The organism is Tissierella sp. MB52-C2 (assembly GCF_030931715.1).
GTDB lineage: Bacteria > Bacillota > Clostridia > Tissierellales > Tissierellaceae > Tissierella.
In genome coordinates this window covers 709579-724210 of sequence record NZ_CP133261.1, presented here as the reverse complement: position 1 = coordinate 724210, position 14632 = coordinate 709579, and the positions used below count along the sequence as shown (strand labels likewise).

Sequence of the window (14632 nt, the reverse complement as noted above, 5' to 3'; positions counted from 1 at the left end):
CCTAACTTTCGGCTGTATTCTAATCTCTACTTCTCTTGCTATAAATTTTCTCCATATTCATCAATAAAAGAATTCCTAAGCAAGCATAAATTACTCTTGATATCCAAAATAATATATCTTTTTTCATCAATATATTTTGAAAAATATCTGAGATAAATAATATAGGAATATATATATTCGTAATAAATAAATTAAGCCCTAAAAAGATAAAAGTACCAAATATCATCAATACAAACTTCTTTGACAAACTCCAAATAAACATCATAAAAGGAATATAAAAAACCAAAGTTAGACTATAAAGAAAAAAATACTTTATAAAGAAGATCCATTGAAATTTTCCACCATACAATAGTGTAAAAAAGAGCATTTTAGCATTTGCAAATATAAATGTTCCAATAGCAATACTGAAGTAACTCAGAAATTGACTGATGAAGTGATTATTCTTATGATTTAGCTTGGATAAAATCACTGTTGTAAGAAATTTATTGATCCTATCATTACACATAATCCCCAATAATACCGGTAGCATAAAAAATGATTCCACCATATACATATTATAGTTAATTGCTACCATTTCCGGTGAACCATGATAAAATGCTACACTCTGTTTAGAACCTAAAACAAACAATCCAAGATATATAATATATATCCATGTTAGTTTGTTTTTTATAATTAATTTAATATTAGAATCGGTTAGTACTCTCCATTCCATTCTAAACTTACCTCCCCTTGCTCTTGAATCTCTTTATATTCTTCAGGCATCTCCCTTTTTATCATCTCTACAAAATCATAAGGTCTTTCAATCCCCGTATATTCCATGGTATATTGAAAAATTTCTCTTATCTTATCTGGTTTATACTTAAAAAACCAATCTAATATATATGGAACAGGGTTATTTACGTGATTCGCTTGATATACTAATGCCTCATAACCTTGCTCCTTCATCATTTTACCTATTTCAATAGATTCTTCTGAGAAAATTTTATACTCATTATCAATTAATGTACTGCTAATAAGTTGATCTCTTATAATATCTACTACAATATTTTGTATTTCTGTAAGATATCTCTCCCTTTGAAAAATAGCAGAACTAATGTCAACCAATCGATTAATATCATTTGGCTTAAGCATTTCCGGGGAGATATAATGAATCAAAAGCTTATTATCAACTTGTTGAAATGTCTGTATTTTTTTCCATGGAAATATAAACTGTTTATCACAAATGATCGTATCCACTAAATTAGGTAAATTATACTTTTCTATTTGCCCTTTATAAGATAAGGCTGTCTTTACTAAATATAAGATCTCTTGTTTTTCAACTCCCTTATAAAAAACAGACAGTGACTCCATTTCCATTGTTTCATAAGGCATATTTTCTATTTGTTTATTAAATTTCATGTCTCTATATATCCCTAAACTTATCAGAAGACAAAAACTTATAAAAAAAATAGATATATGTAATTTTCCTTTCTTTGTATCCATTGTATAAAATAAAAAAGCTATTCCCATAAAAAGAATAATACAACTAATTAATCCTAATATATTTGAACCATAGATTTCATTGATGTCATTTAAAGATAGAATAGGGCAAAAGTAACGAATACTTTCCTGATTTATATATCTCATGTCACCTGATGTTAATTTAAAATAAAGACATATAATGCTAATCCCAATAATTTGATTTTTAATTAGTTTCCCTATACATATTCCTGCAGTAATGGCATAAAGAAAAGTAACCATTGATATTAGTATAGCTAACCATATTGATGTATCCATTGCTAAAAATAACACAAGAAACAATGAAAACAATCCAATCGAATTATTGATTACACTTGTGGTGAATTTTATCCATAATATATTTTCTTTCTCAGTAGCTGTTGTTACTACAATGGATTCCATTCCACATCGTTCTTCCAATGTTGCTATTTGATATGAATTTATAGCAATAAATATTAATAAAAATAGATATCCCAACATATTTTGAATAAAGATAGAAAACAAAGTAAGAATCAGATATAAGATTAATTTAATAATACCTAAATTTTCTCTATCATTGATTTTTATACTCTTTAATATCTGCTCATACATTATTCTCTAGCTCCTTTCCCAATATATAGTATTGATAGAAATAAGCATCTTCTAAAATGGGCTCTACGGGATATGCGCCTTCAATACCATTATTGCAATCACCCATAAATCTTACAATAAATCGTTCAGCCTTTCTTTGAATTGAAAGAATATACACCTTATGTCCAAGTTCTGTCAGCTGTTTACCAGTCATTTCCACTACATAAACACGATTTTTTATCTTTTCCAGTAAACTATCAATAGGACCGTTATAGGATAGGCTTCCTTCTTTTAATATGCCTATATTTTCACAGGTGCTGGATATGTCTGAAATAATATGTGTTGATAAAATAATAATTTTATCTTCACTTATTTCATTAATTGTATTTCTAAAATAAAGCCGCTGCATTGGATCTAATCCAGCAGTAGGCTCATCTAAAATAATTAATTTAGGATTTGCTAGTAATGTCTGTGCAATACCTAATCTCTGCTTCATTCCACCGGAAAGTGATTTTATCTTTTTATTCTTATGTTCCATAAGCTTGAATTTTTCTAAAAGAGTATCAATATTTTCTTTTCTAGCTTTTCCTTTTGAAACCTTTTTAAGTCCTGCTAGATAATCCATTACCTCATAAACTGTACTATTTTGAAAAAAATCAAAATCCTGTGGCAAATATCCAATCATCCTTCTTACTTCCTCTGGGTTCTTTTTTAAATTCACTCCAAATACTTCTATATCTCCACTTTGATATCCTATTGTAGTAGTTAAAATTTTCATCAGAGTCGTTTTCCCTGCACCATTCTCTCCCAGTAAACCATAAATACCTTTTGGTATTTCCATATCAATATTATTTAGAACTAGATTCCTTCCATAGGCCTTCATAAGATTCTCAATTTTTATCATCTTTACTCTCCTTATATTCATTGGGAAACAAATACTCTTTTTCTTCCTCTGTTAGGTCTAAATATACTTTAATCACTTCTTCGTACATTGATCTTGTCATATTACAGATTCTCTCTGGAGACTCTTGTATATTACCCGTTGCCATCAAATTTTCATGTGGACAATTTCCCAAACATAAATTTTTAGCCCAACAATCTTTACATTGTTTATGATTACATATCAAGACTTTCTCAATAAATTGATCTCGGCCTATTGATACATCGAATACACTACCTAATTTATATTCTTTATTACTTACAAATCTGTGGCATGGATAAATATCACCATTTATATCTATTGCATAAGCATTTCTTCCCACACCACACGGCAAAAATCGAATATTACCATTATGGATTTTTTCCATCATAGATAACGTCATTCTCATTTTTCGTGCTAAATTTAACTTCCCGTTTTTTACCAGTGTTTCAAATTCTCTAATATATTCAATCTGATTTTCTAATAATTTATTATCATTTTTTTCTGATAATAAATTATTGGCTGGAGCTAATGCGATTCCTCTAAATCCTAATAAATCTAAATGATAAAATGATTGTAAAATATTCAAGCCTTCATCTGTAATTGTTCCTCTAGCCGTAAGTAATCCCTTCTCTCGCATAGATCTAGTCTTCTCTACAACTTTATCGTAAGAACCAGTCTTATTAATAAAATACCTATTTGAATCGTGTGTTTCTTTATTTCCATCTATACTTATTTGAACATGTATATCATTCTTTATCATAAATTGTTCTATTTCTTCCGTGATTAATGTCCCATTTGTAGTCATTCCTATATGTATTTTTTTCTTCGTTTCTTGCTCCTTTAACTTTATATAATTTACTATATTTTTAATAAGTGGCATCATTATTAAAGGCTCTCCACCAAATAGACTAACTTGCAGTTCTCCTATATCTCCAGCTGAATCTATAAGAAAATCTATAGACTTTTTTGCAGTAGTAAGATTCATTTTCCCTTTGTCATGATATTGTCCATCTTCAGCATAACAATATTTACATCTCATATTGCATTCTTGAATTAACATAAGAGTAACACTCATTATTTTCTGGTCAATGTCTGGATTAAGTCTTTTTTCAATTTTAATATCATTTTCTTCAGTTTTTAAAAACATCTCTTTTTCCATAGCGGATAAGCATTCTTTTAGTTCTTCCATTGTACATGTATCATTTAATTCTATGCTCATTTGATCAAATGAAGCTCCATGCATTCTAATCATCTTTTCAACTTTATCATTGATTTTGAAAATTCCTGTATTTGTTGCGGAATATAGAAATGTTTCCCCATTCACATCAAATTTTTTATATGGATAAAACTCAATTGTATTATACATATCTAACTCTCCTTTTCTTTATATCTATATATTGTTAATCATCTGCTCTTTATAATAAAAACGAGTTTTTCTAATAGCAACTATATATAAAAAGGCAAAAATAGTGTTTTCTTGTTCTTGATAATGCTTAGAAGTTATATCCTTTCTTTAATTCTTTTAATTCATTCTAAGTATAATCGTATTTACGGCATATATCTTGTATTGAATCGCATGTGTTACAAATATCCTTTGGATAATCACACAATCTACATACTTGATCCTTAACAGGGCAAGGTCCCAAAGGTTTTATGTCTTCGGTGTTGTTATTAATTCTTTTAAATTCCATACTCTATTCCCCCCCTTTTATTCATAAAATAACACTATTTTTGCCAATTTTTAGAGTAGTATATATTGTCCTCATTATCAATAGCTCACATCTAAATTAATTAAACTTATGATGCTGCTAATTCCCTCTAGTAGCTTGGTTAACGGGCTAAATAGAATCACCATGCATGTCCAATGATGTCATTGACAAAGTTAAACTAACCAATACCACGCCAATTTTTATCCCTAAAATCTTCAGAGCAAGTCTACATTCCTTAAGCCACTTTGATGTATTAATTATAACAAACATATTTTTATATGCGATAAGTTGCCATGAACTATATATTTTAATGTAACGATCTAAGATTTCTAATAGAATTTAGTCCTATAAACCTCATTATTGTTACTAGAATTTCTTACCTCAAAGTCAAATACTCTATTTATCAAATACAGGCGATTACATATCTTGAATATTCTATTAAGAAATAGACCTTCAAGCATCTACACTTAAAGATATTTGAAGGTCTTAGTCATATGATGGAGATAATACAAATAATGAAACTATATTTTTTCCTATTTAATTCTACATCTTCTCTTACTTATTAATCTATACCAACGTTTTTTATTATTCCCCTTTGAATAATTAAGTTTATTATTACGTTTTCAATTTCACTATACTCTAAATAACTATTGATATATATTGTATTTTAAGCCAAGCTATTATGTGTCTTAAAAAATATTTATAGTATCCAGCTAGCTATTAGATAAAAACTTTTTGTCTCATTCAACAAACATCAATAATGCTGTATGGAATTTATTGCTACCATATTTAAATTCTATCGTTCCTAGGATAATTGTTCTGATTTTATATATAAAATCCCAGTAAATATTCCAAAAATAAATGAATGAATTACTCGAAATCCATGGGTCATATCAAAAATAAGTGCAGAAATAACTATAGTAAAAGCATCTCATATCTTCGCAAACTTTCCAATAAAATTCTTCTTTATGCTATTTCTTCTACAATTCCTATTATAAGAGTATTTGTAAGATAAACAATAGTTCCACTTTATTATATGATTTTCTAAAATCTTCTTGATTAATTTTTTCCATACTATTCCCATCATGCCTTCAACTTTATCTAAAATCATTTTTTATATCATGTGGAATTTCAGGCAATCGATTCAATATCATCTACTAAATCAATAGTATTTTGTAAATCATAAAGATATCTATAATGTTTATTTAAATTCATTAATTCTTCATGAGTTCCCTCTTCTATTAACTTACCTTCCTTTAATACTAATATCCTGGATGATATCTTTCTTAGGTTATATAATCTATGGGATATAAATATACTTATCTTATCTTTTGCTAAATCGGAAGTTCTTCGAAATATCTCATGTTCTGATACTGGATCTAAGGATGCACTTGGTTCATCTAATATATAACAATCTGCATCTCTTAGAAATGCACGAGACAATGCTATTCTTTGCCATTGTCCACCCGATAGTTGGACTCCTTCATCAAACCATACTCCTAACTGTGTATCTATTCCCTTTGGTAGACTATTAACCATTTCCTTGGCATAAGCTTTATCTATTGCATCTTGTAGTTTTATATCATTATCTATTAAATGTATATTTCCTAATCCTATATTTTCTCTACAGGTTAATTCATATCTATTAAAGTCTTGAAATATAATGCCTATCTTATTGCCCAAATCTTCCTTATTTATTTTCTTCATTGATACTCCGTTAATTAGTATTTCTCCCTCATAATCATGATAAAATCCTGATATTAGCTTTACCAATGTAGACTTTCCTGAACCATTTTCTCCTACTAAAGAAATGTTTTCTTCTTTTCTTATTTTAAAGCTTATATCCCTTAAAGCATATTCCTGCCTATTAGGGTATTTAAAACTAACATCTATGAATTCTATTGTGTTTATTTCTTCTATTGGTATACTATCTGATATTGATAGTTCTTCTTTTACCGGCATTTCCAAAAAGTCAAATAGTTGTTTTGTATATAGGTTGTTTTGATACATTGCTGATATTGAACCTAGTAACCCTTCCATATTTCCTTTTATATTTGAAAGACTTCTTATGTACGCAACTGTATTTCCTAATAGTATTTCTCCTATATAAGCAGATTGTACTATTAGGTATAGTATAAATCCTCCCACTATTTGATCTAATATCTCAAATATAAATGATGCTAATGTTCTTTTTTTGATTATTTTTTTATCCTGTTTAATAAACTTTTTATTTAGTTTCTTATATCCTTCAATAAGATAATCTCCTAGTCTATAAATCTTTATTTCCTTAAATGCTATATCATTTGTCATTAGATAATTAAGATACCAAGATTTTCTTCTTTCTTGTGATCTTCCATACTCTATTTTATATTGCAAATGTCCCATTTTAGCCATATAAATTGTTGATATAATTGGGATAACAACCACTAGAAGTATCACCCAAGGCTTCCAATATAATAGTATGGCTAAGGATGATATAAGTCCTAAAAATTGGCTTATTAAACTTAGTACTATGGAAAATACTGCATAGGGTCTTTCTATGGCTTCATTTTGCGCCCTTCTTAGTTTGTCGTAGACTTCTGAATTTTCAAAATCACTTAGGCTAAGAGTTTTTGCCTTATCTAGTATCATTACACTCATTTTATAGTTTAAATCTATTCTAAATATGCTTTGTAGATATGCATTTAATTGTGAAATTATATATCCAAAGGAATTTAAAACTAAATATATTATTAAAGGATATAATACATAGGTAAATTTCTCTCCCATGCTTGTTTGTATGGCGTTTAATAAAGATTGTGTGGCAAGTATGGAAACCGCAGGGAGTATCCCATTTATTATATGAAACATGGTGATTAATATTAGATGACATTTTCTAACACTCCATAGTAGTCTAAATACCTTTGGAAATGACTTGAAGGATTTTATTGCATCTTTTAAGTTAAATGAATATGTCTCCTTATTCATAATATCCTCCTTTATAATCTCTATGATAGGATAACATTATAGAATCTCTACACGTATATATCTATCATTCTAATCAATTAACAATAGTTTACTGTACCCTATATCTTCTAATATGACACTTAATAGAACTAACGCAATGCCCAATGATCCACTTAATAAAGATAAATCCTCAATATATCCCTCGATATAATTATCTTTATTTTTAAGTACTTCTTTATTTTCTTCTATGTATTTATTATTTTCTTCAAATCTTCTAAGAATAATATTAATATTTTCTTCAATATTATCTATATATCTATAATCTCTATCACCTATATATGAAGAAGTTCTTATAGCTAAGATACTTGAATAGCCATGGCAAAGCGCTGGACTGTATAGATTATAATTTTGACTTGGCTGATTGATTATATTAATTAAGTCATTTTTATATAACTTTTCTTTTTCAGCCCAGCCCATATTTTTAGAGACTTTTTGTAGTCCTCTTGCTATACTTATATTTCCATAGCACCAGCTGGAAGCTAAGTGACAATGTTCCTCTTCGCATTTTCCTATTAAATATTGCTCGAATGATAGCTGTGAAGGCCATAATGAAATATTGTCTTTATATACTTTAAATCTCTCATATAGTTCAGCTAACTCTACTATTGATTCTTTTAATCCGTCTACCTTATATCCAAGACTAAATGCCTTAGACAACGCAACAAGAGGGCCCATTATTCCATGAGAGATTCCAAAATTAAAGTTTCCATTAGTAAATCTTTCTTTCTCATCATCTCTAAATTGATTGTCTCTAGTTATATGAAACTTCATCACAGAATTCCCTTTATAATTATAAAGTTTAGTTAGACTAACTAAATAAGAAATAACACCCCCTATTTTTTTTATTTCATCTTCATTCCAAGAGAAATCCAAAAGATAATAAAGACTTCCTGAAAGTCCAGAAATAACATCATATCTTCTCATTGTAACTTTGGAATCCGCTTTAAATACTTCTGCCTTATCTACCAGAAAATCAAGGAATAGTTTATTTAAGCCATTAGAAAACATTGTTAGGTTTCCTGTTTTTTTGCTGTATTGGGATACTACAAAACATGTGTATCCAAAACTTTCAATCATCCCAATATCATTTTCCATAACACCATAATTTTCTAAATCTTGTTTTATCGCTTTACATATATCATAACCAATTTTTTCCCATTTTTCTTTATCTTTTAATATGGGAAATCCTTCTGAAATTAACAAGATTACATCCCTATAATAAATAGGATTTAAAACTTCTTGGTTATATTCATTCTCTATATATGAGTATATATTTCTAATAAACTTTTCTATCTTTCTCTTTATATCATCAGATAGACTTACGTAATTCCAATTATATTTCATATTTCATTGCCTCCTGTTTAATTCGCATAATTTACTATTTAACCTATTTGTTTTTTACAGCAAATTCTTGGAAAGATCTACATTCTTTAATCCATTTTTGATTCCAATATTCCCATTCATAGATATTTATCTCATTTATAGACAAATTTTTTCTATCTATTTGACCATACATATATTTAAATTGGTTAAATTTTTTTTCTAAGTATCTATCTGTATATCCATAGTTCAGTTCTATTTCTTTAAAAAAAATTTTAGTATTAGTCTCTATAAATTCATCAATTGAGTCCGTAGCCCTAGAAAATACATAATTATTTAAGTTCTTAACTCCTATAGAATTTTGTAGATCTTTTAAATATAATTTAACTTTTTCTTGACCATTGCTATAAGTTGTTGTAAGCGTAAAGCCCAGTTTACCTGCAAAATTTAATAAATGACAAGAAACTGCAAATCTATCAAAAAACGTCTTCATTATACCAGAAACATTATGTACATAGACTGGACTTGCAAAAAAAATTATATTTGCTTCCTTTAACTTTTTTCTAATTATTGCAAAATCATCTTTTTTATCAATTGGACAAAATCCTTGTTTAAAACAGACTTCACATCCTTCACAATATTTTATATTATAGTCGCTTAAACATATAATTTCATACTCATAACTTTCATTTTGACTTTTTATATTATTCAATAGTTCAAACATAACTAAATTAGTGACTGAATTTTTATTATTACTTCCCACTATTGACACTATTTTTTTCATTTCCATATATTATAACTTCATCCTCCTTCTGTTTAACCTATTATAATCACATCACAAGCACTGAAATTAGCTGAATAAAAATCCAGCTCATAATAATAACTGTAATTATTGGTTCAGTAATAAAAGTTAAATATTTTTCTTTATCTTTTTTAAATTCAGAAACTATATCTTTTATATTTATCCTTATATTAATTTTCTTAATTTCTTTATCTCTTCTGCTGATCACTAAAAAGATTAAAAGTAGTATAATTGCTATAATTAACTTTCCAACTCTGTAGCTCACATTTGGGAATAACCGTAAAAATACCTCTTCAATTAATGGCAATGTCAAATTATATATTAAATGGATAATAATTGGCCATCTTATATTCCCTGTTAAAATACAAGCAGCTCCAAGTATTAAGCCTATAATAAATGCATGAAAAAATCCGATTCCATGTATCGATCCAAAATATACTGATGAAATTATAATGGAAAATAAATAACCAATACCTTTTAATTGATTTAGTATAATTCCCCTATTTAAAATTTCTTCAATAAATGGTGTTGTAAATATTGCAAAAATTGATAAAATAACTGCTGTTTCAGGCATAGGTATATCCAGTTTAGTATAAGTAACCATTATAAAACTACTTGGTATTGTAGATAATAGTGCCATACTAATAAAAAATATTGTTAACTTTGTTTTTAACTTTAAACTTAATTTATAGATTTGATTTTTATTTGAAAATATATCTTTAATATTGGGTTTAAAAATAAATATTCCAACAATTATTGAATTTAATCCATGTGTAGAGCTTCTAACCAACATATCAATTTCAATAGGGTCACTTTTACTTAATGGACCATAACTATGTAATAAATTTGCTAAATAATCATTTATAAATATTGTAAAAATGAGTTCAACTAAAAAATTGATAATAATAAACTTTCCCATTTTTCTTGCAATTTCAGAAATTTCACTTTTATTTATTTCTTCCATGTCTTATCTCTACCTCTCTTTAGACTATAGGTAACGTGTACATAGAGCTTATGATTATTATATCAATCTCTAAGGTACCACATTTACTTAAATATTCATATTTGTGTGATATATTGACTATTGGATCAATTAGAAATACTACAAATATAAGTTGAACAAAAATATCTATGAGAATTAATTTTTCTATATTACTTACTTTTATAAAAATTTCATTTCTATCTGTTTCTTCCATAGACTTTTCCTTCTTTTGATGTGAAATTATACATTATATATTAATTTTTGGGACTTTATTAGTCTATTTTGCTTTTTTAAAATTACATTTGGCTATTAACAATTAATTTGTATTGTTCCATCATTTAATGGACCACGACAAGAACGATGTTCATAATCTATTGAAGGAGTAGGGCATCCCTCAGTACACTCTGTATAAGTTTTAATAAGTGTTTCTATACTAACATCAACTATCTTACTTTTAATATAGTCACATATAAATCCTTCAGTAGCTGCAGCTGTAATATCTCCACTCCTGTTTTTTATTTGCTTAAGCTCTAAATCAAAATCATTAAAATTACCCATTATATAACCCCCAAATAATTTTTATTTCTCTTTCCAACTTATTTATTTTCAACCAAACAAATTCATCACTACAAGTCCCAAAAATTAATTTCTATTTATAAAATATTTATATATTATTATAAACTTGTCTCATATGCTTCTCTTTTTCTATATGATGGTATAATGCATGTCTTATTATAGCTAAGTATTTTTCTTCATATCCTCTTATTCCAGTTAATCTATTACAATACATATGCACTAGAGATAAGATAATATCTTTTCTGCTATTGGTATTTCTTTTATTATTTACTGCTTTCGATAGTTTTTCTTCAAAATTTTTGAGTGCTTCTCCCCTTGCTAATATACTATCTCTTATTTCTACTATCCTATAGTCAATAGATTCAATCTCATTAGTTAATATATTTTCTACTATATCCATATACTTCTGCCTATTTTTTTTAAATTCTTCTCTATATACTTTAGGATAAGCATTAATATCTAGGATTTCAAACATATCTACTTCACTCTTTGTTAATCTCTTTAGCATTGTACCTAGTCCTACTATGTAAGCTTTTTCTAATTCACTTTCTTGTTCTATATCAAATAAACTTAAGATATGGATAGTAAAAGTACTGTCTTTATAAAACAGGTTTTCAACTTCTTCTATTAATTCTGTACCCCCATATCTATTAATCTCTCTTTGATAAACATCAAAAATCCATCTATTAATTAAAGTTTTCTCTTGAAGCTCTAGTAACCAAGTATTTAAGGATTGCATCTTTTCTATAGCTTTTTTTTCATCACTAAATTTAAATCGAATCCTTAGATGTTTTCCTTCCTTATCAAAGTATCTTAGATAGAAGAATTTTGGAGTTTCCAAAACTTCTAATATATTAGGTATATTTTTAAGCACCTCATCTTCTCTATTTCCAATTCCGTATAATTTTATATATATCCACCCATCTTTAAATGGTGGAAATATTCTATTTTTATTATGTAAAATCAAATTGTCTTTTACATAATTTTCTATGTTTTGTTTAACCATATCATTTTTTTCATTATTTAATATAAAAGAAAATACCATTTCAGAAACATAACTTCTTTCCTTTTTATCCTTCACAATACTTCCATTAAATAGTCCATCTTCTAACTCACATAATTCTAATTTTTTATTTTTTTTAGCTGAAGAATATAATATATCCATAGATTCTTCTCTTTCCAAATCAAGAATCAATCTGTTATCATATTCGCATAGATAAATCAATTTATCTATGTGATACTGATGTATGTGCTTTTGAAAACTCATTTTAAATGCTTCAAAAGTGTCTAACTCTAGCATTTCATATGTTAATATCCATTTTCTTGGTTCTATTATGATTCCTTCAAAATTGATTCTAGGAGTATAGACATATTTATTATCATATAACATATATAACCTATCAATAAACTTATCCTCATATTTATTTGAGATTTCTTTTAAGAATCCTAACATTTTACTATTTGCAGCTGAATTTAACATGTTATCCTCAACTATTTTACATATTCTATTTTCACTCTTTGACTTTATATATAATTTTCTATCTTGAGATAATCCAATGAGTAAGTCTTCCACTGTAATTTGATTAGAAGTATCTTCATCTGTCAAAGCTATTGGAATATAATAGCTATGATTCTTGAATCTATTTGTTACATTGTTTGATCTGCCAGAAATATTTAGCTCTCTTGATTCTACTAAAATGTACTCATCTTCAGAAATATTAATTTCCTCTCTATAAATTTCATTATATTCTTTTAAAAGATTCCTATCAAAGAGATTTGCAAATCTCTGAAACATACTTCCAGCTTTCGATGAACCTTTGTTCGGTCCCGCTACTATATTATATTCATCCCCTACCTTTGTTATAAAAAAATTTATATCAAATGATTTAGGGGCTTTTGTTTTTGCATATTTATCTATAGTTTTTGCAAAGTCATCTTTGGTTAGCATTACGTCCTCTTGATTATTCATTAAAGCAGATATAATCTTATTATCTATAACCTTCCTAATTTTTCTCTCCCTTTCCCTAATCGATACTGGCTTGGACTCTATTAAAGATAATCCATCAAATCCATTAGGATCAATAATTTCTTTTAATGGTAATTCTACATTCAACCCATACTGTTCAGAAAATTCACTTATGAATTTATCAAGTTTTGGATAATGTTCACTTTCCAAATAAATATCACAAAATGTATTGGCGAAATTTTCAATCTTCTTTTTTAAGGACATAGGTAAATTATTTTTTTCTAAAACTAACCCCCGATTAACTTCCATATAATCTTTAGTTGTATGTAGTTTTTCCATTATTTCATATATATTTTCTATAATCTCAACATCTTCTACAGGTGCTGTACTTTTATTATATACGTCTATTAATCTTTTCAACTTCTTTAGATTGTTTGTTAAATCTTCTATTTCTTTATTACTTTCTAGCTTCTGAATAACATGTTCTAAGCTATCGTTACAATAGGCAGGTAGCCTTAAATCCGTTAACAGATACTCGTTTTCTACTAACATGGCAAGTGTATTATCTATAATATGCTCTGGTACTCCTTCATAGTTCTCACATATCTTAGACTTTAGTTCTTTATAGGCTATAAAAGATTTTGAATTTTCTTTTATAATATCAATTAGTGGAGAATATTTTATATTATTTTCTTCCACATAATTTTTAAGATTATCAATGCTTCCGTGATTTGAAAAATATGGATTCTTCATCCGATCTCCATATCTATAGCAGATAGTATTAAATTGTAATCGTAATTTCGATAGTACTTCGCATTTTTTTTCTAATTCATGTATTAGGTGACATATCCAATAAGTATCCACTTTCGCATCTCTTTTGCACTTACTCTCATCTATAATAATTAGATCCTCTTTTTCACAATCTATAAATTTTCCCAGTGCCACACCAGCGAATAATCCATAAGGGGTTGGTCTTGCAGATGCTCTAGTTATGTACTTTAATAGACTGAGATTATAAGCCTTTTCTTTTTTCTTATTTTTTGTATTCATATTAAGGGATTTCTGCAAAGATTTACTTGACACCAATAAACTTTCATTAAGAAAGCCATACATACTTTCATCACTAACAAGCTCTGATATATCGTTTTTAATTAATAGTTCTGAAAACTTGTCTATTGGTAAGGTTGGCGTCCTTATCATAAAAACATCTTTACACCTATATTTCATAACATCACCTCTTTGATTTTTTATAGTTCTCTTTTCTGTTTAGTAAAATATAGAC

At 27.5% G+C, this 14632-nt stretch carries 11 protein-coding genes; all 11 read right to left on the bottom strand.

Annotated elements, in window-relative coordinates:
• Positions 1-19 precede the first annotated feature (19 nt).
• Positions 20-712: a hypothetical protein gene (locus tag RBU61_RS03660; protein WP_308878204.1), complete on the bottom strand. Its 693-nt coding sequence runs from the start codon at positions 710-712 to the stop codon at positions 20-22.
• Positions 694-2088, bottom strand: a complete 1395-nt coding sequence (locus RBU61_RS03655; protein WP_308878203.1) for a hypothetical protein — start codon at positions 2086-2088, stop codon at positions 694-696. Before RBU61_RS03655 ends, RBU61_RS03660 begins: the two co-directional genes overlap by 19 nt.
• A complete protein-coding gene (locus RBU61_RS03650) occupies positions 2081-2971 on the bottom strand; it encodes an ABC transporter ATP-binding protein (protein ID WP_308878202.1) in 891 nt (296 codons plus the stop codon). Before RBU61_RS03650 ends, RBU61_RS03655 begins: the two co-directional genes overlap by 8 nt.
• A complete protein-coding gene (locus RBU61_RS03645; protein WP_308878201.1) occupies positions 2958-4355 on the bottom strand; it encodes a radical SAM/SPASM domain-containing protein in 1398 nt (465 codons plus the stop codon). The genes RBU61_RS03650 and RBU61_RS03645 overlap by 14 nt, the downstream gene beginning before the upstream one ends.
• Positions 4356-5829: 1474 nt before the next feature.
• Positions 5830-7665, bottom strand: coding sequence for an ABC transporter ATP-binding protein (locus tag RBU61_RS03640; RefSeq protein ID WP_308878200.1), 1836 nt, complete (start codon positions 7663-7665; stop codon positions 5830-5832).
• Positions 7666-7734: 69 nt separating this feature from the next.
• On the bottom strand, positions 7735-9048 hold the full coding sequence (locus tag RBU61_RS03635) for a lanthionine synthetase LanC family protein (protein ID WP_308878199.1): 1314 nt from the start codon (positions 9046-9048) through the stop codon (positions 7735-7737).
• 43 nt (positions 9049-9091) lie between these two features.
• Positions 9092-9814 (bottom strand): flavodoxin family protein, encoded by a 723-nt coding sequence (locus RBU61_RS03630; RefSeq protein ID WP_308878198.1) that lies wholly within the window; start codon positions 9812-9814, stop codon positions 9092-9094.
• Positions 9815-9854: 40 nt separating this feature from the next.
• Positions 9855-10790 carry a type II CAAX endopeptidase family protein gene (locus tag RBU61_RS03625; protein WP_308878197.1) on the bottom strand — a complete coding sequence of 312 codons (936 nt, stop codon included), beginning with the start codon at positions 10788-10790 and terminating at the stop codon, positions 9855-9857.
• A 19-nt stretch (positions 10791-10809) separates the two neighbouring features.
• A complete protein-coding gene (locus tag RBU61_RS03620; RefSeq protein WP_308878196.1) occupies positions 10810-11022 on the bottom strand; it encodes a hypothetical protein in 213 nt (70 codons plus the stop codon).
• Positions 11023-11117: 95 nt separating this feature from the next.
• Positions 11118-11366 (bottom strand): hypothetical protein, encoded by a 249-nt coding sequence (locus tag RBU61_RS03615; RefSeq protein WP_308878195.1) that lies wholly within the window; start codon positions 11364-11366, stop codon positions 11118-11120.
• 106 nt (positions 11367-11472) lie between these two features.
• Positions 11473-14577 carry a lantibiotic dehydratase gene (locus RBU61_RS03610; protein WP_308878194.1) on the bottom strand — a complete coding sequence of 1035 codons (3105 nt, stop codon included), beginning with the start codon at positions 14575-14577 and terminating at the stop codon, positions 11473-11475.
• Positions 14578-14632 lie beyond the last annotated feature (55 nt).